The following is a 20,430-nucleotide window of genomic DNA, read 5'->3' as shown; positions in this document are numbered from 1 at the left end:
GTGAAAAGGCAAAAGCCAGGAAAGAATTAGTTCTTTTTCCTTTAAATTTTGCCTTTTGGCTTAATCCACTCGCCTCTAACTTCTGCGATCGCTGCCCAGCAAAAAAATAGCTTTGCGAGTTGTTTAAGATAGTGCTAAGTTAGGTTTTTTGACTCGATAATTCAAAATTCATAATTCAAAATTATCCATTCGCCATTAACTTCTGCGATCGCTCCTCCAGGAAAAGGGTCGGTTCGCGATTTATTCGGGGCTGTAATTAAAGCAGTTACCTTTTCTATTTGCTCAAAACTAGGGGCGCTGGCTAGCAATTGCTGGAGAAACTGTCGCACGACGCGGCGTTGTAGAGCCAAGGGCGCATCGCCCAACACTCGGCGATTTAATCCTAGCCCTTGGTTATCTGTCATAATTTCTTGTCGCAGTAGGCTTGCTTGCTCCTCCAAATATTCCACATCTGCTCTTAAAAGTTCAGCAGTTTGGGCTAAGGCTTGCTCAACTTGGGGGTTAAAGTGGGTTCTTAGTTGCGGTAGTAACTCCAGACGAATGCGGTTGCGAGAATACTTAAGGTCTTGATTGTAAACGTCTTCCCAAATGGGCAACTGCAATTCCTGACAAAACTGTAATGTCTCAGCCCTGCTTACTTCTAATAACGGGCGCACCAGTTGTATTCCCTCAGCCAAATGTCGTCGCCACGATAGGGATTGCAATCCATCAGCACCGGAACCGCGCATCAAGTTAAACAGGAGAGTTTCGGCGCGATCGCTCTGAGTATGGGCGGTAACGACGCATTCATATCCATGTTCGGTAGCTATCTCGCTCAAAGCTTTATAGCGCCACTGCCGCGCCGCACCCTCACTTTGGGTCACTTCAATAGCGGTTTTGAGGTAGAAGGGTAATTGCCAAGACTGCACTACGCCTTCAACATGAGCAGCGATGCCAGTATCGTACTCCCAGCGGTGGTCGCAGTGAGCGATCGCTAATTGCCAACCCCACTTAGGTTGTAAATCTAACAGTAATTTGCCTAAGCACAGCGAATCTTGTCCCCCAGATAGAGCCACTAACAAACGCTGGTTTCGCTCAAATAAGTGGCGCTGTTTTAGCGATCGCTGTAGCTTTGCGTGGATAGGCGTCCAATTGGTCATTACTCATTAGTCAAATGCAGAAATTTTTCGCATTTGCTCCAGTTATAAGGCGGCTTTACCAGGCCAAATTTACCCTTTAGAGGATAACTTTCCCCAGTTTAAAGTACCAACAAGTGCGTCAAATTTGTCCTAAGTATTGCCGGGGTCTAAATTGACGAATTGGACTCCCGCGAAGCGTCTCTGGGCTGGCAAATTCTAGAGATTGGCAAATGCGGCAATTTGTGACTTGTCAGATTTTATTATGTAAAATCTTCTGACCTTGGAGCCAATTAGATAAATTATCTAATTTCAATTCACAGCAGTATTGTCTCACCTGTTTGAGCAGAACGATGGGCAGCATCTGCAACCTTTAGCGCGTACACGCTAGCCTCTGGGGTAATATACAGCGGCGTACCATCAATCAAGTGGTCTAACACCATACTCGTTTCTTTGGCAAACAAGCCCCGCCTCGTTCCTACTTCAATTGGCGTGGTTCCATTTTCGTTGAGCAGCTTACCTTGATCTCCATCAAAAATTAACGCTCCTTGTTCGCCGTGAACTTCAAAAAGGCGGCTGGGTTGCCAGAAACTTTCCCCTTTTCCATAAATTACCTCAGCCACCAAACCGCTGGTAAATTTCAGCCCTGCTGTGCAGATACAACTCTTGTAAAATTCGTCGTCACTCTCCACATACTGGGTTTGACAAGAAACAGATGAAACTTGTCCAAATAAGTCGGTAAAGCGTTGGATGCGAGAGAGGGCGGCGCTGAGGGGAAAGCCGAACAGCTCTTTGTTGTAAGTCCACTTGCGGGGTGCTGGTCGCTGTGGATTGATGGTGCTGTAGCGTGCATAAAAAGTATTACCAATTGCGGGTAAAAATTGCTGCAATGCTTGATGCAATCCACCGAGCAGTTCAATATGTTCTACATGTAGAAGTTTATCTTTAGATTCAGCTAGGGCGATTAGTTCTTCGGCTTCATCCACATCTAGGGATAGAGGATATTCGACGACAACGTGCTTGCCTTTTTCTAGGGCTGCTCTGGCGATCGCGCTGTGATCTCTATTAACGGTGCAGATTATTACCAAATCCACATCCTGACGATCCACCAGATCTCCCCAAGATGTTAAGGCAAGGGCTTGGTAACTTTGACTAAATTCTTCAGTATTCGCTGGTGTATGGCCGCTAACTGCAACAATATGCGATCGCGGGTCAGCTTGCAATGTTTCCGCTCGCAGTTTAGCAGCATAACCTGTTCCCACGAGACCTACGCGAATCGGCTGCTGACAATATTTACTAGGGCTGTTGACCGATATTGGCATTATGTGAATGTGGTTCTAACACTAAACTATTCCCCTCCTTTATCGTGCATCCTATTGCCTCTCTTTGCTGCTAATCTAAGGATTAATTGTTTTTATTAACTTTATTTATAACCCTTACTAATATAGTTTGCCTTTTAAGGGCAGTTAACTGTTCAGAATGAACTCTAAAGACCTAAGAAAATATTGCAGCTAAATATCCTACCATCACTCTACCAGCAGTCTGATAGCTATAAGTAAATAGGATGTATTTGTGAAATTTCATTACGAATACCATTCACCCCAGCCACAAATTTAGTGAAAAAGCCTATGGTTTTTCTCGTAGTATCAGAATTGAAGGGAATGAATCCTAGAAGACCAACGCCTGAACGAAAATAGCATTCAGAGTTTGCTTCAAATGATTTCCCCTGCCGTTTAAAACCTTGAGAGGAACGCTGCATGGCAACTTATAAAGTAACGTTAAAGAACGACACAGAAGGACTGAACACCACAATTGATGTTAGCGACGATACCTACATTCTCGACGCCGCTGAGGAGCAGGGAATCGACCTACCTTACTCTTGTCGGGCTGGTGCTTGCTCGACCTGTGCTGGCAAAATCGAAAGTGGCGAAGTTGACCAGTCTGACCAGTCTTTCCTGGATGACGATCAAATTGAAGCTGGCTATGTCCTTACCTGTGTAGCTTACCCCAAATCTGACTGCACAATTCTTACCCACCAAGAAGAAGAACTGTACTAAAAGTCATAAGCGATGAGTGATGAGTAATTAGTGCAAGAGGAATTTAACTGAAAACTCATCACTCATAAGTTACAGCTCATGTCGGTGTCGGGATGGCAGAGACACATTGCCAAAAGACAATCGAATAGTTGATTTATGGAGCAGGAAACCTACAGGTTTTCCTGCTTAATTAGTTTGTATTTAATGTGAAGGGAAAATAGGTAATTGGTAAGTATAAAGGGGTAATTGATGGGAATTTTTCCCTCTCTCACCCCCGGCTCTGCTAAGAAGCTGATGAGCGACTCATCGTAGGCTCAGGTCGCCGTGTTTTTTAGCTCCGGCTGTGGGTTGTGCGGGTTTATCTTGCCAAAAGATAATTGAATCATTGAGGGACTGAAGTTGAGCAGCCGGATAGTAGAAGTTGAGAATCTGCTGGCTCGACCAACCCATTTTAGCCAGATTAGAAGCGCCAGTTTGGCTCATACCTACGCCATGCCCAAAACCGCCACCTACGAAAGCATAACCCTTTAGAGTTTTGTTATCCTTGTCCAAAATTGGATCGAGGTAAAAAAGCGTGCTGCGGGGTGCCATGAAGGCGCTGCGGACATCATCTTTTTGGATTTCAACGATGCCTTTATCGGTGTGGACAGCAAGTTTGAGAATTCGTCCAGAGGGCGATCGCTGTACTACTTGCAACTGCTTAATAGTTTTAAAGCCCGCTAGGGGATTTTTGGTTTTTGTTAAATAACGCTGCATATCCTGCGTTATTTGCGTCAAAGTACTTTGCCTGCGCCAGCGGAATGTACTCCAGCCCTTTTCATTAAATCCATCCTTCAGGTTAATAAAGGTGCGGAAATTTTTCTCGTCCGCCAAACTCTGCCGCGACAAATCCCAAATATTTGAGGAGGAATCAACGACAGCTTGCAAATAAGGACGCTCTGGGCCATTCCACACATCGCTAAACTGTGCTGTAATGCCGCCCGTTGTACTTGAATAAAGGGCATCGACCAGCTCGTTTTGATAAGTTAGCACTTGGCCTCGCGTAGCCGCGATCGCCCGATCTGCTATTTTCACCGTACCCGTCAAGCCGTAATAAACTTGGCACTGCGTATCGGCACACAGCTCATAACCATCAGGGGCAAATCGTCGTAGGTTCCGCAAGGCATAAGTCCTCGCTATGATAGCCTGTGCTTCATTTGCTGCATAAGGCGCACCGCCATCAATTTCGTGCGGTACGACGCCCCGCAGATAGGTTTCTAGCGGTACTTGGTTAACTACAGTGTAAGTGCCATAAGCATTTGGCTGTATTCGCAGGCTGCCACCATACACGCGAGGTGATTTGTCCTTTTCACCTTTACTGACTTTAATCGGATTTTTGCCACTGCTAATATCCAACTCTTGTCGGGTGTAGCGAAAGCCATTCACTAGCCAACTAACTCGTGGAACCAGCGGTTGGACTTGGGTATCTAGGTAAGCTGTTTTATTGCCTTGGGCGTTGAGACTTTCCAGCAGCAGCCGCCTTACTAAAGGTGTCTTATAAACATCCCGTTTTGCCCACACTTGCCAGCGATCTGGCTGAGTCACCTCGACCTCAATTCCCTTTGCCTGCCAAGAAAGAGCGCTGTTTTCCGCAGTCTCGAAGCTGCGGTAGTTGCCGAGTACAAGCTGTTCTTCGACTGTTGGGGAAGGCAGCGGTTGCATCTGCACTTCCACTTTGACGGTCTTGACTTGCTGGGTTTGCGGTTTCATGTCGCCACCCAAAAATCGTAAAATCAAGCGATCGCCATCTGTTGCCCGCAATGTCAGTTGATCGGTTGGTTCGTCGCCAAATCGCTGCACGATACCCACCTTCAGTTCCACATCCGTCGGTTTCGGAGCAGGTTCAGATGCAGCAGTAAGCCCGACCAAACACATTGCCGCCAGAAGGGTGCGCGGCCAGTGGCTTAATCTTTTCACCGTCGGAGTATGACAAATCATTTCCCTATTGGGCTGCTGGGTGGGGTAATTACTTTTCCTCAAGATACAACCCTTTTTTTCCATGAACTCTTTCAGGATAGAAGACTGGACAATTTCTATAACCTAACTTTTTTAGCTGAACCGGGTTCTTTGTGGCTCGATATATGTTCCTAGACAGCCTAGAACAATCTTGTACGTCTTTCAACAATTTTTCGGTTAGAGGTCGTTATTGCTTTTTGCTAATTGGTAATTAGCAATTATCCAGCTAATTTTTTTGTCTAATTAGTGGTAACTCAAACTCATAACGAGTATGATTAGAGAACAAAGCAATATGGAGTCAGCGACAAGTCTCATGATCAGGGTACAAGAGATTCCCCTGCGACAGATTCACCGTCCGCTACCGCGAGAAAATGACCAGACGAAGGTAGCAGCTTTGATGGAATCAATTCGAGAAATTGGTCAACAAGAACCCATCGACGTACTTGAAGTGGATGGAAAGTATTACGGCTTCTCAGGCTGTCACCGCTACGAAGCTTGCCAGCGTCTTGGCAAGGAAACAATTCTCGCCCGCGTTCGCAGGGCGCCCCGCTCAGTCCTGCGGATGCATATGGCATAAACTTAAGCAATAAACGAGTTTTTCTACCTAAAAGGAGAAATTTATGCAAGCTCAAGACCAAGGCATGAAAATCAACATCGGAATTGACGACAAAGACCGGGGAGAAATTGCCCAAGGGCTGTCAAGACTATTGGCTGATACCTATTCGCTTTACCTGAAAACTCACAACTTCCACTGGAATGTCACTGGCCCGATGTTCCAAACCTTGCATTTAATGTTCGAGACACAATACACTGAACTAGCGCTAGCTGTCGATCTGATTGCCGAACGGATACGAGCGCTAGGATTCCCTGCTCCTGGCACTTACAGCGACTTTGCACGCTTAAGCTCGATTGAAGAGACTCCAGGCGTTCCCAAGGCAACCGACATGATCCGCCTGCTTGTGGAAGGTCAAGAAGCTGTAGCGCGAACGGCTCGGTCTATCTACCCCACAGTTGAACGAGTGAACGATGAACCCACAGCAGACCTGTTAACCCAGCGGCTGCAAGTACATGAAAAGACGGCCTGGATGCTAAGAAGCCTGCTGGAAGAGTAGTTTTGAGCATTTAGTGTTGATGGTTCATGGTTCATTGTTGATACTCAGGAACGATAAACACTGAACCACGAACCATGAATCAGGACCAGCAAAATTTCACCCACCAGTTGCAGCAATTAATGCAGCAGGGGGGTGTTTCTACTTTTAAACAGCTGAGTCGCACAGCTGGAGTTTCAGAACGTCAAGTGATGCGCTTGCGGCGGGGGGAGGTGGCGCAGATGCGAGTAGAGACCCTCGTCAAGCTGAGTCAAGTACTGAAAGTGTCCGCTAGCGAGTTACTGGAGACTTTTGGGCAAATTGAAGCAGAATCAGGTGTAGTGGCGCTGAGGAAAGAGTATCAGAGGCTACAGACGCAACTCGAACAGCAGCGGGAGACGCTGAAGCAGGAATTTCAGCAATCGAGTTTGCAAGCGCTGGAATCTTTTTTACTATTTTGGCCGACCGCTGCGTACAAAGCGCAGGAAAATCCCCAGCTACCTGCGGTGAACTTGTTGCGTCTGGTGAGTCCGGTGGAAAAGCTGGTGCAACAGTGGGGAGTGGAAGCGATCGCATCCGTCGGTGAAGAAATAGCTTACGATCCCCAGTTGCATCAACTAATCGAGGGAACCGCACAACCAGGGCAAACCGTGAGAGTGCGTAACATCGGCTACAGACACGGAGAAAAACTTTTGCACCGCGTCAAAGTTAGCGCTATTGGCAATATTCACAAAGCCTGATTTGTGTGGCTACTTAGGGTGATGCTATTAGTACCAACGAAGGATCGGGCGATCGCTCTTATGACTGATGGCGCTTCTGTATAGATTTGTTGCACTAGATATAGTGTCAAATAGTGGAGAAAAACTTAATGCGCCCTTTAAACATAGGTTTATCACAAGAGCAGCGTCAAGGCGTCGTTGATTTGTTGAATAAAGATCTAGCAGATGCCTATCTGCTGTTGATAAAAACCAAAAAGTACCACTGGGATGTCGTTGGGCCCCAGTTCCGTTCCCTGCATACCTTGTTCGAGGAACACTATACTGCATTGACTGAAAACATTGACAAATTAGCTGAACGGGTTCGCCAGTTGGGTGGATATCCAGTTGGTACAGCTGAAGGCTTTTTGAAATACGCTTCTATCAAGGAAGATCCAGGTAGTTTGCCCAATGCCTTTGGGATGGTAGAAAACCTAGTGGCAGATCACGAGCAAGTTATCCGCAATCTGCGCGACCACGTAGATCAGTCTGGTGAAAGTTTCCACGATCAGGGAACAGCTGATTTCTTAACTGGCTTGATGGAACAGCACGAAGAAATGGCTTGGATGTTGCGTTCCTTCATCGAAGGCGAATCTATCCAACCAGATGGTAAGCTATCGGCAGAAGGTTTGAAAGTTCCCGTACAAATGAAATAGTCGGGAATTATAGAGTGTGAGGACGTAGAAGAGATTAATCTACCTCCTCACACTTTATATGCACTCAGAACTAAGTCCTACTGAAGCAATTATTTTAGCTAAAGAAGTAGCCATTCTCCTGCCATCTCCGCCTCGCATTTATGAAAATCGCGGTGAGTGTGTTGAAAAATGGCCATCTATACCTGGCGAAGAAAAGATTCTTTACTTACAGTATATTACCGGCACTCCGATTCCACTTGAGATGATGCCCGCAATTAAGTTGGTTTCAATAGTAGTTGAAGGAAAAATTGCCTCTGAAGAAGATAATTCACTAACTTTAGTTCAAAAATTAAAACGCTTATTTAATATTAAATCAGACACTGCAAAAGCCTACTTAGCTGTAGAAAGCAAAAACGTTATATTAACATCAAAATGGGGCAGTAGCCATTCCAATATAGATAAATTTAAGCATAGCTGGTATTTCCATATTGCTGTAGGTAATCAAGTTAGTTTTATTGGGGAAACAGGCGATCGCTTAATTTCATACTATGAGGGGCCGTATCCTTGCTGAAAAAAGATGATAGCAGGGGAACTTTAGCAAATATCCGGCGCTCTAGATGGGAAGAACAATCTCCCAAGTGGCGCGGTTAAAATGATCTTTCCGGCTTTACTTTTAAGCTTGCAGATAGCAGGCATATCGCCATTACTACTGCAACCCAACCATCAATTTATTGTGCAACGTCCTACGCAAGCGAGGATAAGCAAGCAACTTAGCGTTAGAGAAGCCATTAAATTAGTTAAAGAGGTGGCAAGACAACAAAAATCTGGGCCTCGAATCTATGCTTACGAAGGGCCAACAGTAGTAGGTAGCTACCCTGCGGCATGGCCAGATCAACCCGGTTCAGTGCAGACGGGTTACAATACTTGCGGCGCACCGCCTCCGCCAGAACTGATGAAGAATTGCAATAAAGCGATGACGCTGACGTTAATAGTTAATTCCCGTAAGCCGAGAGGGGGTTACAGCGTTATTTTTGCATCTACTTGGGGTAAAGATAATGTTTATAAACACAGTTGGCAGTATGATGTTGGCGCAGATCGTAAGGTTAAATTTGTGGGTCAAAAGGGCGATGGTTTACCAGGTCTGGTGCAATAGATATATTGCCGCAGTGTAATAAAGTAGGGGTCTATTTATAAGTTATGAAGCTGCTTGTTCAGTATTTATAGATCCCCCATTCAACTTGCAACACAGGGAAGGCGATTAATTGTACGAAATTTATGCAATACTTCAACGTTTGGAAAATTTCATGCCAGCTGGCTCGTTCTGCTTCAGTCAAGGATGGTTAAGAACTATTAAGCTATACTTTAAAACTGCGATCGCATAAGCCTTCTGGATTGTTAAGAAAAATGCGACTAATACATATTTGATAAGGGGAGAGGCGTACCCACAGGAGCGCCAATCTAGCATCAGGAATAGGGTTACTAAGCCCAAGCTTACGCTAACAGCAAGCATTAGTCAGTAATTTCGGTGTTTAAAAGGCTGTTTTGATGTAACGCCAAATTATGCTGCAACCCGTAATTACACGGAACAAAAAACTTGTTTAAATCTTTACAAGAAAGAATATCTTTTTTGTTAAAATTTTAACTAATTAGTTGTATTACATAAATAGATAAAAAAGCGTATGTTCGCCTTGAAAGGGTAGGAGGCAAGTTATATGTCTCATCGTTACAACCAAAATTATTCACCATTAGTCAGAATTGTCTACTCTAAAGTAAAAATCAACGGTAAAGTTGAGTTAGTACCCCTAGAGCTATATGCTGATGGCTCTGTAAAGCGTGCTAGCTAAACTCTAGAGGAGGCAGTAAAGCAGGGGTAAAACAGCCTAATAACTTAAAGCATCCGGAGGCGATAACTTTTCATGGTAGTGTGTTCAGAGGCTGTGTAAAAACTGGATTATGTCTGAGGCGATCGCACAATTTTTGGAACAATTTCCGGTCCTGGGTTTACCAGTTCACGTGTTTGATGACTATTCGGGCTGGCTGTTATCGCGCCTGCACCAAAATATCGGAAGTCATGTGGTGACGCTGAATGCAGAAATGGTTATGCAGGCAGAGCAGAATCCCACTCTGGCTAATATCATTCAGCAGGCAGAGCTTGTAATTCCCGATGGTGCGGGTGTTGTACTTTACTTGCGGCTCCAAGGCAGACGCCTGCGGCGTTGTCCGGGAATAGAATTGGCAGAAGCTTTATTGCGACAAGCTGGGCAATTAGGTAAGTCATGCCCAGTTTTTTTCTATGGAGGCGCACCGGGAGTCGCGCAGACTGCGGCAGATGTTTGGCAACAGCGATTAGAGGGGTTAGCGATCGCAGGTATCCAGCACGGCTATGTTGAGCCAGATGCACAACCACAATTGCAACAAACCCTCAAAGACTTACAACCCCGCTTAATTTTCGTCGGTTTAGGCGTACCCCGTCAGGAATTGTGGATTGCCCAAAACCGCCATCTAGTACCCAATGCGGTTTGGATTGGCGTAGGCGGAAGTTTAGATATCTGGGCTGGCGTCAAAACACGCGCACCTGCGTGGATGGCTGACAATCACCTGGAATGGCTTTATCGGCTGTATCAAGAACCTTGGCGGTGGCGACGGATGATGGCTTTGCCCCAATTTGCCTTACGCGCCCTCGTGAAATAAAGAGCAAACGGCTAATAAAGTAAAAAGGCAAAAGAATAGATAACCCCGCTCCTAAATCGCGGGGTTGATAATAGTAACGAGTCAAAAGCAAAAAGCAGATGATGTGGATAATCTTCCATCTTGCTTTTGCTTTTTTACTTTTAAATTTTTAGTTCCTGCTTGCGCTTCAGCAACGAACCAGCACCAAAAGCACCGATAGCTAACACACCTAAAGTAGAAGTAGCTTCCGGGACAGGTTTAGATGGTATGGGTTGAGGCAACGAACTATATTTAAAGTTGTCCAATAGCACATAGTCCACCTCTGCCTGGGGGTAACTTTTTTGTACTAAGGTTGCATAGCTGATAGGTGCTGTCGCATTTTTAATTCCAAAAAATTGGTCGTCATTACCTCCCTGATGAGTGGGTAGATATTGAGAATCAAGCACATTACCAGCCGAGTCAAATGCAGTCAAACTCCAAAACTCATCAGCTGCTCCCCAGTTAAAGCCAAATGCAGTTACTGGGTTGGCAAAATCTATTTTTAGAGCTGTAAAGGTGACATTATCCTCATAAGAACTCTGCAAAGACTTACCCTGTGCGTTCCACTCGCCGGAATACCAATCGCTGATGTAAGCTAAACGCCCGGAAGTGGTTGAAAAAGTCACGTCCCCAAGTGTTAGCGAACTAAAACTTCCCAGTGGAGCAGTTTCAAAGTCAATAACTTTACTACCTAATAATTCTGAATCTGTAGGACTTGTGAGTAATGCTGCGCGTGCTGATGTCCCTGTTCCCAGAGCAACAACTGTGGCTCCAGTAATAACCATTGAGAATTTTTTCAAAACAGTTAAAGCGGTCATAAGATTCAGGTAGAGGGTAAGGAATTACAAGCGGTTACAAACTTAGGCATGAGGAATAATACAAAATGTTGTATTTACCTTTTTTGCCTTAGCTTTACAGGTGCAATATTTTGTTCGTTTGCTAGCCGCAAAGTAACTGACATCACAGGGAACTGTGAAAGATATCAAAAATTAGACTGACGTAATTCTTGGTACTGCGATCGCAGGGTGGACAACACGTAAGCTTGCCCGCGCTATTGCTTTATAAGCTCTAAGTTAAATCTTTGTGTTGGGCGATCGCTTCCTACATTCAGGTCATCCACTTGCATGAACAAAAAAGCACCTGAAAGATTCACCCGTTCGTAGGAAGTGGTTTTAATCCGCTATTTTGCCGAACGGGAGGGGAGCGTATTTAATTTTTTGTATGGTATTTTGTGTAGAACAGGCATATTGCTTGCTCTACTAAATATGCAAATAAAGCTTATCTAACCGCTGTCCGCTGGGCTTGGCGTTCGTGTATTCGTTCTAGCGTACCAGTGGGAATAGAGGCGATTAGCTTGCGAGTGTACTCCTGTTGCGGTTCGCGGTAGATGCGCTCGGAAGGGCCAATTTCTTCTATTTTGCCTTTGTTCATCACAAGGATGCGATCGCTCATAAATTTCACCACGCTCAAGTCGTGGGAAATAAAAATGTAAGTTAACTTAAACTCACCCTGCAATTCTTTTAACAAATTCAACACCTGCGCTTGGACGGAAACATCCAGCGCGGAAACAGATTCATCGCAAATAACAAATTTAGGATTCAGCGCCAAAGCCCTTGCAATGGACACCCTTTGGCGTTGACCGCCAGAAAGTTCGTGAGGATAGCGGTTTATCCAATTAGGATTTAAGCCCACGCGGTCTAACAAATAAGCCACGCGATCGCTTTTCTCCCGGCGGCTTTTATAAGCAATTCCATGAATTAACAGCGGTTCCATCACCGCTGGCCCAATCTTCATGCGCGGATCGAGCGAACTAAACGGATTTTGGAAAATTATTTGCATCTCCCGCCGCAATATTCGCAACTGGTTGTTATTTAAGTAGGTAACATCTCTACCGTTAAATTTGATCTGACCGCTCATCGGTTTAATCAATCGCAGTATCGTGCGGGCTAGCGTACTTTTTCCGCAGCCAGACTCTCCCACTAATCCCAATGTTTCGCCAGGATAGACATCAAATGAAACATTATCTACCGCCATAAAATAGCGTTTAGTTTCACCCAATACGCCGCGCACTGGAAAGCCAACCTGCAAATTATTGACCGACAAAATAGGCGTATTCTGCTGTAATTCCGCCAACCGTTCGTTCATCTGCGCTGGCGATACTTCTTCAGAGAAAGGCGCGAGATTGATATCTGACTCCCAGGGATCTGCTTCTTCATCATTTGCTCCCCTTTTCCCGGCACCGTTGGTTTCTATTTTCTTTTCTCGAATCTCTACTTCGCCGTTAGGCGCAGTCACCACTTCCATGAAGTCAGACACAGTAGGTAAACGGCGCAACCGCTTATCTAAACGGGGGCGACACGTCAACAATCCCTTAGTGTAAGGGTGTTGCGGGTTGGAAAAAATTTGCTCTACAGGCCCGTATTCAACAATTTTGCCCTGATACATCACCGCCACAACATCAGCAATCTCGGCGATGATGCCTAAGTCGTGGGTGATAAACAGCATCGACATACCCCGCTGGTCGCGCAACTCGCGCAGCAAATCTAGGATAGTCGCTTGGACTGTTACATCTAGAGCAGTAGTAGGTTCGTCAGCAATTAATATATCTGGGTTACAAGATATCGCCATCGCAATCATCATTCGCTGCAACTGACCGCCAGACAATTCGTGGGGATATCTGTCCAGCATCGCCAGTTTTTGCTCGTTGATCAGGCGATTAATTTCCCTTTCACTAAATTTCTCAAATCCTTCTTTTAAATAAGATTGCTTCAATTCTTCATCGCTGGGTAACAGCTTCACTTCTTGGAGGCGGGCGCAAGCCTGACGCCGTGCTTCGGCGGGCGTTACATTTTGTTGCAGCCGAATTGCTTCTGTTAGTTGAAACCCACAGGTAAAGACCGGGTTGAGGGAACTCATCGGTTCCTGGAAAATCATGGAAATTTTACCGCCCCGGTATTGCCGCATTTGGTCAGCACTCAGATCCCGTAGATTGACAGGTGCTAAATTATCCTCGTAGGAACGAAACCAAATCTCGCCAGCAGCAATTTTGCCAGGACTAGGAACCAAACCCATTAATGCAAGGGAGGTGACAGATTTACCCGAACCTGACTCGCCTACAATACCCAGAGTCTGCGATCGCTTCAGCTCAAACGATATATCGTCAACGGCCAAAACTCGCTTCTCATCAGTCTGAAACTCAACTTGCAGGTTGCGGACGTTTAAAACTGTGTAACTCATTGCAGTCCAATACGGAAATTAACTGGATCTTAACAATCGATCCCATCTTCATGGCAGCAATATGGATATTTCTGTATCCAGAAACGCGAAATCGAGTGAGTCCGGAGTCCGGAGTCCGGAGTCCGGAGTCTGGGAGAAGGGTTGGGGATGAGGGAGATTAAACTCAAAACTTAGACGACTGGGAATCGCGTCTGGGACAACTCAAAACTCATACCCCATTGCCTAATACTTAATTACTTTGCTGCTCCATTTGGCTTCTGGGGCGTCTGAGGCGCTTGTGGCGTCTCTTTTGGTGGATTTTCAGGGTCAAACACTTGAACGTTCTCAGGCAACGTTGTTGCTGAGGAAACTTTCTCAAATGACAACGCATTGGGACCAAAACCCGCAGGTCTGGCTTGTCCGGGGCGGATGCCGTCTAACTCCATACGGAGTTTGCCATCAGTCGTGAGATCGAATATCGTGGCAGCCTTGTCAGCCCCAGTAATCACATCGATTTGCATGGGTTTGGTCGTCGTATCGATCTTGTAAGCCATTTTGATGGCAACAGGAGATTTAATATTAGACCGAGGCGGCGGCGGGAACACCATGAATAATTGGCCTTCTGGCGTAAAAACAAACATGACTTTATCGCCAGAAATGGCATCTTTTGTTTGCCATTGTCCCATCAGTTGCTGGGCAGTAGCCTTGGTTACTCCAGCTGGTTGAGGTTGAGTAGCAGGCGGCGTCGTTTGTTGTTGGGCACTGACTGTTGTACCCGTTACGCCTAGAAGTGATATTAGCAGGCTGGAGGCAATCAACTTGCTCTTCACCGAGGGTTGAGCTAGAACGTTGCCAAGATTGAAGAGTGTTTTACTCATGAAGATGAAGTGGCGGAACTCACTGCATCTTAACAGTAGCTCTTAAGTACGGAGACCAAAAAATCTAAAATTATTAGTTGCCTTACACCCCGGCATAGCTAGTCTATGCCGAGGCTGCTGATGCCTATGACATGCCACCGTTGATGTAGTAGTCTCTCGTACCCTTGGCATTAATGGCTTCGCCAAGTCGATGTAGGGCATGGACATAAGCGGCTGTTCGCATGGATATGGCTAGTTCCTGGGAAATCTTCCAAATATGCTCGGTTTCTTCTACCATTTTCTGTCTTAAGCGTTGGTTGACTTCCTCTAGCGTCCAGTAAAGACCGCTGCGATTTTGCACCCATTCAAAATAGCTAACTGTGACTCCCCCTGCATTAACTAAAATATCAGGAAAGACATAAATTCCTCTTTCTTCCAATATTTTGTCAGCGCCAGATGCGACCGGGCCGTTGGCTACTTCAAAGATAAACTTAGCTTTTACATCGTTGACATTCTCTTGAGTAATTTGATTTTCCAGAGCCGCTGGAATTAGAATGTCTACATCTAAAGCTAAGAGTTCTTCGTTAGTAATACTTTGATTGTCAGCAATGTCGCAAACTGTATCTTGGCAGTACAGCGCTTTGATGCCTTTACTGGATGTTTTGTATTGCCGAATTCTGGGAATATCTAACCCGTTTTTAGCATAAATTCCTCCTTGGGAATCGCTGACTGCGACGACTTTATAACCTGCTGTGAATAGTAATTCTGCCAGCCACGCACCAGCATTGCCAAATCCTTGAATGGCTACTGTTGTGTCTTCGGGCAGCTTATCAAATTTGGGCATGATTATTTGAATCGCATAGAAAGCCCCTGTTGCTGTTGCGGTATCTCGCCCTAAGCTACCCCCCATTGAAATCGGTTTTCCTGTGACAACGGCTGGGGTGATCTGCCGCCGGATAATATTGTATTGATCCATCATCCAACCCATGATCATGGGGTTGGTATAAACGTCGGGTGCGGGAATGTCTATGTCGGGGCCGATGAAGTCTGCGATCGCATCCACATATCCCCGGCTCAATCTCTCTAATTCCATCTTAGAAAGTTCTTTGGGATTCAATGTTATCCCACCTTTTGCACCCCCAAATGGCAGGTTTAATACCGCACATTTAAAGGTCATCCAAAATGCTAACGATTGCACTTCATCCATGCAAACATTTGGATGATATCGCACTCCTCCTTTTGTCGGCCCTCTGGTATCGTCGTACCGCACGCGATATCCCTGAAAAATTTTCAAAGAGCCATCGTCCATTCGGACTGGTATAGAAACAGCTAAACTTGATTTGGGATATTTTAAATGTTCGAGAGCATCGTCAGAAATAGCAACATATTTCATTGCTTCTTCTAGTCTCTTACTGGCATCAGCAAATAGTGAATCAGACATCTCACAGATTCTCCACAATTGAGACTGCTTAAACTTTGTACGAATGCATAGCAATATGCTCGTACAGACTTTAGAATTTAGATGCAAGAATTTTAGACTTTGGCTGGAGATTATAAACATTCCGCAGCCGGAGTCTTAAGGGTTAATTAGCAAACGATCGCGATCGCGTGGCAGTTGTTTTATCGAGCTTTATTTACTTAATTGGAATCTATCCAACTACCAAACTCTTCGCCAGTTCTGTGTTGCTACTTTCATTACATCATAGCCATTCCGTAGCATATGTAACAAAAACACAAAGCTTAATAAAAAAATTAGAATTAAAGATTTATTACAGTTTTACGGAATCACTCGAAGGCTACCGCGACAAACAATTTGCCCGCTAATAAGGGTTAATTCCTCGATATCAACTTCCTCACCCAAATCGACCTCAAACGCCTCTAAATTGCTTTGTGACAAGCTTGGGAGTAATTGTATTTGCAGGGGAGCGAGTCGTAGTTGATGACTAGAAGCAAGCTGCAAACCAGCAGAAAGGACAAAAGGCGTTTGATTTCCCGTAGCCGTTGCTAAAGTACCCCCCAGAGTCAAAGAGTTGCTGTCAATAGCAACCTTTTCCCAAGTAATTTTGCAGTTTTTTAAGTCAATTCCTGAGTTAGTTAGGATATGCTTGGGGACAAGCGTAGCGAACAATTCCGTCAAGGCAGTGGATAATAAGGGAGAATGGAGGGAAGCCTTGAGGTCGGCTTCTTCTAGAAGCAGAGAGCCGCTGACAGGAACGGGTTCCAGGAGGCGCAGGGGCTGACCCTTAAGAACCCCACCCAAGTTGATGCGAATGTTTTCCCCGCCTAGCTGAATTTGGCTTAAGTGCAGTCCTTGATAGACAGCCTTGCGAGCCGCAACAGACACGCTGGGAACATAGCCCGTGAAGATTTGGCCGGAGCGCCCTTCAATTTTTACATTCAGGTCTTCTACTTGCTCAAGCTGCGATCGCAACCACAGTCGCACCGCAGGCGACAACACTTTGCTAATAATCCGGCTCTGCTGGGTCGTCAATGATTTTCCTTCTTACTGTAATATTTGTACATAGGGTAGCCAGATCCGTACTTGGATTTGGTTTGACCTTAGCCCACTAGAAAGTCTAAAACTGCAAATCTCAACTATGGCCGAAAGGCTACAAAAAATTCTATCCCAATGGGGAATTGCCTCTCGGCGAGAAGCTGAGAAAATGATCCTCTCAGGACGAGTGCGACTTAATGGCACCGTCGTGCATCTGGGACAAAAAGCTAATCCAGAACAAGACCAAATTGAAATCGATGGCATCCCTGTCAAAACAGCTTCGCGTCCCAAACCGATATACCTTTTACTACACAAGCCAGCCGGAGTGGTTTCAACATGTCACGATCCTAGAAACCGCCGCACGGTTCTCGATTTACTGCCCCCCGAACTTCGAGAAAGTCAGGGCATCCATCCTGTGGGACGTTTAGATGCTGAATCTACGGGCGCATTGCTACTAACCAATGACGGGGAACTGACGTTTCACCTAACCCATCCCCGCCATTGCGTTCCCAAAACATATCACGTTTGCCTAGAGGGGAATATACCCGACTTGGCCGTGCAAGCGTGGAGAAGTGGTATTGTTCTGTCGGGTAGAAAAACTTTACCCGCTCAAGTCAGGGTGCTAGAGCGACGTGGTTCCGAAACACTCCTAGAAGTTATTTTAACTGAGGGGAGAAATCGGCAGATTCGTCGCGTTGCAGAGTTATTGGGCTATCCAGTGGTGCATCTCCACAGAACAGCGATTGGCCCTATTCAATTAAAACAACCGGGAAAGCCTAGTTTGCCCCGAGGCCAATATCGTCCTCTCGAAGATTTTGAAATTGCTTTTCTCCAAGACCAACTCAACCTAACATCAGTAAAGGTATCAGCAGACCTGAAGGAGCGCCGTGTATGAAGGAGAATCAACTCTATATTCAGCAGCAACAGTTCGAGAAGCTGAAAGATTTGGGGGTTCATCTCCGGCAGCTTCGCGAACAACAGTCTGTTTCCTTAGATGACGTAGCTGCCAAAACTCGGATACAAGCACGACTGCTCAAAGCAATTGAAGAAGCCAGAATGGAAGAATTGCCGGAGCCAATTTACATTCAGGGATTTATCAAGCAATATGCTTCTGCGCTTGGCTTAAATGGCAAAGAGTTTTCTAAAGACTTTCCCACTCCCAGGTATGTGTTGCCGTCTATACGGCCTTACTGGCAGCATTTCTCAGGCACTCAACTGCGACCAGTTCATCTTTATTTGTTGTACGTGTTTATAATTTTCTGCTCGGTGAATGGGCTATCTTACCTGCTCAACCGTTCTGTCGTGCAGGCTAATAATATACAAGGATATCAACAGCGATCGCCCCAACAATCAGCTGTAAAAGCCAAAGAAATACAGATAACGTCGCTAGAAAAATTAGGCCCAGTCCTACCAGATACAACAACCAAGCTTGCTTCAAATGGCAAGCCAGTACGTGTTGGCGTTACGCTCAAAGCTCCATCGTGGCTGCGCGTTGTGGCTGATGGCAAGACGTTGTTTGAGGGCGATTTGCCCAAAGGCGCTCAACTGAGTTGGGGTGCTGACGAGCAATTAACTGTAAGAGCAGGCGATGCTGGTAATGTCTTGGTTGCTGTTAATGATGGAAAAGCCGAAAAAATGGGCGCTCCCGGTAAAGTGAAGGAAGTTACCTTTGGGGCAAAATCAAGGTCTTAAGCCCAGCTTAAGTAAAAAGTAAAAAGGCAAAAGTAAAAAGAGAATATTCCTCCTTTTGCCTTTTGCCTTCCTCTTGCCCCTCCAAGACGGTTCACTTAGTACAAATTGTTCTTAACTCAACCGTATTGCTTCCCAATCCCCACTCTATGTCTGTCTAATCGGATCGCGGCCAAAGACGTGCGTTAGAGTCTTAAGCCGCTCCTTAATTTCGTCAGTTAAAGCATCAGAACGATAGCGCCACCCCCAGTTCCCTTCAGCTTTACTGGGAAAGTTCATCCTCGCTTCAGTATCCAAACCCAATAAATCTTGGACTGGAATAATCGCTTGGTTGCTTATCGAACTCAAAGCTAGGCGGATTAAATCCCAGTTGATGCCTTCAGAACTGATACAACCCAAATAAAGCATTACGTGTTGCTTTTCGCCATCTGACAGACTGTTAAACCAGCCTACTGTTGTATCGTTGTCGTGAGTGCCCGTGTAAACAACACTGTTGCGAACATAGTTGAAGGGCAAAAAGCCATTACCTGGGTCTGAACCAAATGCAAACTGCAAAATCTTCATGCCAGGGAATGCAAATTTGTCGCGCAGCGCTTCAACATCTGGGGTAATTACTCCCAAATCTTCAGCTAAGATGGGCAGTTTGCCTAACTTCTGGTTAAGTACCTGAAAGAATTCATCGCCCGGAGCCTTAAGCCACTGGCCATTGAGAGCTGTTGGTTCTCCCTGCTTCACCGCCCAGTAAGCCTCGAAGCCTCGGAAGTGGTCGATGCGAATGATGTCTACATAATCTAGCAGAGCCTCAAAGCGCCCGATCCACCATTTAAAGTTATCTTTTTGCAATCGTTCCCAGTGATAGACGGGGTTGCCCCAGAGTTGTCCCGTTGCGCTAAAGTAGTCGGGGGGAACGCCAGCCATTAGAGATGGTTCGCCTGTTTCGTCATCTAGGCAAAAGATTTCGGGATTTGACCAAACATCGGCGCTATCGTGAGCGACATAGATGGGGATATCGCCAATTATTTCTATACCCTGTTTGTTGCCATTGCGATCGCTCCCATAACGCTCGTTTGCATAGCGCTTTAACTGCGACCACTGACGGAAAAACTCGAATTGAAGATATTTGTGAAACTGAATTTCAGTTCTCAAACATTGCTGACAGGCTTTTAATGTTTCGGGGTTGCGTTTGGCGACTTCCGGTTCCCAAGCATTCCAAGCTCTTCCCCGATTGACTTTTTTGATCGCCATAAATAAGGCATAATCATCTAGCCAGCCAGCTTTTTCCCCGCAGAATTTTTCAAATTCTTCTTGTTTATGTTCTGGTTGAGATGTGAAACGCTCGTAAGCAGCCCAAAGCAATTCCATCTTCCGTGGAATAAGGCGGTCAAAATCTACGGTTTCAGCGGGACAATCTGGAAAATTAGCCAATTCTTCTTCATAGAGCAACCCGGCATCTCGTAGCAGTTCGGGGCTAATTAGTAGAGGATTGCCCGCGATCGCGCTATAAGATGCATACGGAGAATTGCCAAACCCAGTAGGCCCCAAGGGCAATACTTGCCAGTAAGATTGAGAACTTTCGGCCAAAAAATCGATAAATTTATATGCTTCTAACCCCAAGTCCCCAATACCAAACCGACTGGGGAAAGAAGTGGGATGCAGCAAAATGCCGCTGGATCTGGGAAAAGGCATACTTTACCTGAACGATGAGCAATCGATTTGACGAATTTATCACGGATGGTACAAGCAAAATGGCGATCGCACATGAGGGTATGGGATCGGCAGTTGCAAGACGCCCGCAGGGTTAGGGTTATTTCCGCAGCGATGAATCATATTTAAGGGAAAAT

20 protein-coding genes are annotated in these 20,430 nt (G+C 45.6%); 11 read left to right on the top strand and 9 right to left on the bottom strand.

Features of this window, described 5'->3' with window-relative positions; translation table 11 throughout:
- Positions 1-161: 161 nt before the first annotated feature.
- Together tilS and H6F77_RS24320 are read right to left on the bottom strand one after the other, a co-directional pair.
- A complete protein-coding gene (gene tilS / locus H6F77_RS24325) occupies positions 162-1,139 on the bottom strand; it encodes a tRNA lysidine(34) synthetase TilS (RefSeq protein WP_190491485.1) in 978 nt (325 codons plus the stop codon).
- A gap of 293 nt (positions 1,140-1,432) precedes the next feature.
- Positions 1,433-2,437: a Gfo/Idh/MocA family protein gene (locus H6F77_RS24320; protein ID WP_190491484.1), complete on the bottom strand. Its 1,005-nt coding sequence runs from the start codon at positions 2,435-2,437 to the stop codon at positions 1,433-1,435.
- 435 nt (positions 2,438-2,872) lie between these two features.
- On the opposite strand from H6F77_RS24320, the gene H6F77_RS24315 reads away from it, so the two are divergent.
- On the top strand, positions 2,873-3,172 hold the full coding sequence (locus tag H6F77_RS24315) for a ferredoxin (protein ID WP_190491483.1): 300 nt from the start codon (positions 2,873-2,875) through the stop codon (positions 3,170-3,172).
- A gap of 282 nt (positions 3,173-3,454) precedes the next feature.
- Here the strand turns inward: H6F77_RS24315 and H6F77_RS24310 are convergent, their stop codons facing one another.
- A complete protein-coding gene (locus H6F77_RS24310; RefSeq protein ID WP_375335968.1) occupies positions 3,455-5,191 on the bottom strand; it encodes a SpoIID/LytB domain-containing protein in 1,737 nt (578 codons plus the stop codon).
- Positions 5,192-5,462: 271 nt separating this feature from the next.
- Here H6F77_RS24310 and H6F77_RS24305 point away from each other — a divergent pair, with 271 nt between their 5' ends.
- The 8 genes from H6F77_RS24305 (at position 5,463) to H6F77_RS24275 (ending at position 10,315) form a co-directional block, all read left to right on the top strand.
- Complete coding sequence (locus H6F77_RS24305; RefSeq protein ID WP_514131604.1) at positions 5,463-5,723, top strand: ParB N-terminal domain-containing protein; 261 nt, start codon at positions 5,463-5,465, stop codon at positions 5,721-5,723.
- Positions 5,724-5,766: 43 nt separating this feature from the next.
- Positions 5,767-6,258: a Dps family protein gene (locus tag H6F77_RS24300; protein ID WP_190491481.1), complete on the top strand. Its 492-nt coding sequence runs from the start codon at positions 5,767-5,769 to the stop codon at positions 6,256-6,258.
- A 74-nt stretch (positions 6,259-6,332) separates the two neighbouring features.
- Positions 6,333-6,974 carry a helix-turn-helix domain-containing protein gene (locus tag H6F77_RS24295; protein ID WP_190491480.1) on the top strand — a complete coding sequence of 214 codons (642 nt, stop codon included), beginning with the start codon at positions 6,333-6,335 and terminating at the stop codon, positions 6,972-6,974.
- Positions 6,975-7,102: 128 nt separating this feature from the next.
- Positions 7,103-7,645 carry a Dps family protein gene (locus H6F77_RS24290; RefSeq protein ID WP_190491479.1) on the top strand — a complete coding sequence of 181 codons (543 nt, stop codon included), beginning with the start codon at positions 7,103-7,105 and terminating at the stop codon, positions 7,643-7,645.
- 58 nt (positions 7,646-7,703) lie between these two features.
- The gene (locus H6F77_RS24285) at positions 7,704-8,195 is read left to right on the top strand and encodes a hypothetical protein (protein ID WP_190491478.1); all 492 of its coding nucleotides are present in this window, start codon (positions 7,704-7,706) and stop codon (positions 8,193-8,195) included.
- 81 nt (positions 8,196-8,276) lie between these two features.
- Entirely contained in the window at positions 8,277-8,777 is a 501-nt protein-coding gene (locus tag H6F77_RS24280; protein ID WP_190491477.1) for a hypothetical protein, read from the top strand.
- Positions 8,778-9,336: 559 nt separating this feature from the next.
- Positions 9,337-9,468 (top strand): hypothetical protein, encoded by a 132-nt coding sequence (locus tag H6F77_RS28600; protein ID WP_255515865.1) that lies wholly within the window; start codon positions 9,337-9,339, stop codon positions 9,466-9,468.
- 109 nt (positions 9,469-9,577) lie between these two features.
- Complete coding sequence (locus H6F77_RS24275) at positions 9,578-10,315, top strand: WecB/TagA/CpsF family glycosyltransferase (RefSeq protein ID WP_190491476.1); 738 nt, start codon at positions 9,578-9,580, stop codon at positions 10,313-10,315.
- 140 nt (positions 10,316-10,455) lie between these two features.
- On the opposite strand, the gene H6F77_RS24270 is transcribed toward H6F77_RS24275, so the two are convergent.
- The 5 genes from H6F77_RS24270 to H6F77_RS24245 form a co-directional block, all read right to left on the bottom strand.
- Positions 10,456-11,151 carry a hypothetical protein gene (locus H6F77_RS24270; protein ID WP_190491475.1) on the bottom strand — a complete coding sequence of 232 codons (696 nt, stop codon included), beginning with the start codon at positions 11,149-11,151 and terminating at the stop codon, positions 10,456-10,458.
- Positions 11,152-11,611: 460 nt separating this feature from the next.
- A complete protein-coding gene (locus H6F77_RS24265; RefSeq protein ID WP_190491474.1) occupies positions 11,612-13,570 on the bottom strand; it encodes an ABC transporter ATP-binding protein in 1,959 nt (652 codons plus the stop codon).
- Positions 13,571-13,803: 233 nt separating this feature from the next.
- Positions 13,804-14,427 (bottom strand): hypothetical protein, encoded by a 624-nt coding sequence (locus H6F77_RS24255; RefSeq protein WP_190491472.1) that lies wholly within the window; start codon positions 14,425-14,427, stop codon positions 13,804-13,806.
- A gap of 124 nt (positions 14,428-14,551) precedes the next feature.
- Entirely contained in the window at positions 14,552-15,847 is a 1,296-nt protein-coding gene (locus tag H6F77_RS24250; RefSeq protein ID WP_190491471.1) for a Glu/Leu/Phe/Val family dehydrogenase, read from the bottom strand.
- Positions 15,848-16,183: 336 nt separating this feature from the next.
- Positions 16,184-16,897 (bottom strand): LmeA family phospholipid-binding protein, encoded by a 714-nt coding sequence (locus H6F77_RS24245; protein ID WP_190491470.1) that lies wholly within the window; start codon positions 16,895-16,897, stop codon positions 16,184-16,186.
- A 106-nt stretch (positions 16,898-17,003) separates the two neighbouring features.
- Between H6F77_RS24245 and H6F77_RS24240 the strand changes: the two genes are divergently transcribed.
- Both H6F77_RS24240 and H6F77_RS24235 read left to right on the top strand, forming a co-directional pair.
- Entirely contained in the window at positions 17,004-17,795 is a 792-nt protein-coding gene (locus tag H6F77_RS24240; protein WP_190491469.1) for a pseudouridine synthase, read from the top strand.
- On the top strand, positions 17,792-18,592 hold the full coding sequence (locus H6F77_RS24235) for a helix-turn-helix domain-containing protein (RefSeq protein WP_190491468.1): 801 nt from the start codon (positions 17,792-17,794) through the stop codon (positions 18,590-18,592). The genes H6F77_RS24240 and H6F77_RS24235 overlap by 4 nt, the downstream gene beginning before the upstream one ends.
- A gap of 144 nt (positions 18,593-18,736) precedes the next feature.
- Here H6F77_RS24235 and malQ read toward each other — a convergent pair whose 3' ends face one another.
- The gene (gene malQ, locus H6F77_RS24230; protein ID WP_190491467.1) at positions 18,737-20,275 is read right to left on the bottom strand and encodes a 4-alpha-glucanotransferase; all 1,539 of its coding nucleotides are present in this window, start codon (positions 20,273-20,275) and stop codon (positions 18,737-18,739) included.
- Positions 20,276-20,430 lie beyond the last annotated feature (155 nt).

Origin of the sequence: Microcoleus sp. FACHB-831, from assembly GCF_014695585.1 — a bacterium.
In the GTDB taxonomy this organism is placed as follows: Bacteria; Cyanobacteriota; Cyanobacteriia; order Cyanobacteriales; family FACHB-T130; genus FACHB-831.
Note: the sequence above shows the minus strand (reverse complement) of the source record. Positions and strands in the feature narration are given on the sequence as shown.

Excerpts from the sequence above, each read along its gene's own strand:
- tilS (WP_190491485.1), bottom strand. The coding sequence starts at position 1,139 with ATGACCAATTGGACGCCTATCCACGCAAAGCTACAGCGATCGCTAAAA.
- H6F77_RS24320 (WP_190491484.1), bottom strand. The coding sequence starts at position 2,437 with ATGCCAATATCGGTCAACAGCCCTAGTAAATATTGTCAGCAGCCGATT.
- H6F77_RS24315 (WP_190491483.1), top strand. The coding sequence starts at position 2,873 with ATGGCAACTTATAAAGTAACGTTAAAGAACGACACAGAAGGACTGAAC.
- H6F77_RS24310 (WP_375335968.1), bottom strand. The coding sequence starts at position 5,191 with ATGGAAAAAAAGGGTTGTATCTTGAGGAAAAGTAATTACCCCACCCAG.
- H6F77_RS24300 (WP_190491481.1), top strand. The coding sequence starts at position 5,767 with ATGCAAGCTCAAGACCAAGGCATGAAAATCAACATCGGAATTGACGAC.
- H6F77_RS24295 (WP_190491480.1), top strand. The coding sequence starts at position 6,333 with ATGAATCAGGACCAGCAAAATTTCACCCACCAGTTGCAGCAATTAATG.
- H6F77_RS24290 (WP_190491479.1), top strand. The coding sequence starts at position 7,103 with ATGCGCCCTTTAAACATAGGTTTATCACAAGAGCAGCGTCAAGGCGTC.
- H6F77_RS24285 (WP_190491478.1), top strand. The coding sequence starts at position 7,704 with ATGCACTCAGAACTAAGTCCTACTGAAGCAATTATTTTAGCTAAAGAA.
- H6F77_RS24280 (WP_190491477.1), top strand. The coding sequence starts at position 8,277 with ATGATCTTTCCGGCTTTACTTTTAAGCTTGCAGATAGCAGGCATATCG.
- H6F77_RS28600 (WP_255515865.1), top strand. The coding sequence starts at position 9,337 with ATGTCTCATCGTTACAACCAAAATTATTCACCATTAGTCAGAATTGTC.
- H6F77_RS24275 (WP_190491476.1), top strand. The coding sequence starts at position 9,578 with ATGTCTGAGGCGATCGCACAATTTTTGGAACAATTTCCGGTCCTGGGT.
- H6F77_RS24270 (WP_190491475.1), bottom strand. The coding sequence starts at position 11,151 with ATGACCGCTTTAACTGTTTTGAAAAAATTCTCAATGGTTATTACTGGA.
- H6F77_RS24265 (WP_190491474.1), bottom strand. The coding sequence starts at position 13,570 with ATGAGTTACACAGTTTTAAACGTCCGCAACCTGCAAGTTGAGTTTCAG.
- H6F77_RS24255 (WP_190491472.1), bottom strand. The coding sequence starts at position 14,427 with ATGAGTAAAACACTCTTCAATCTTGGCAACGTTCTAGCTCAACCCTCG.
- H6F77_RS24250 (WP_190491471.1), bottom strand. The coding sequence starts at position 15,847 with ATGTCTGATTCACTATTTGCTGATGCCAGTAAGAGACTAGAAGAAGCA.
- H6F77_RS24240 (WP_190491469.1), top strand. The coding sequence starts at position 17,004 with ATGGCCGAAAGGCTACAAAAAATTCTATCCCAATGGGGAATTGCCTCT.
- H6F77_RS24235 (WP_190491468.1), top strand. The coding sequence starts at position 17,792 with ATGAAGGAGAATCAACTCTATATTCAGCAGCAACAGTTCGAGAAGCTG.
- malQ (WP_190491467.1), bottom strand. The coding sequence starts at position 20,275 with ATGCCTTTTCCCAGATCCAGCGGCATTTTGCTGCATCCCACTTCTTTC.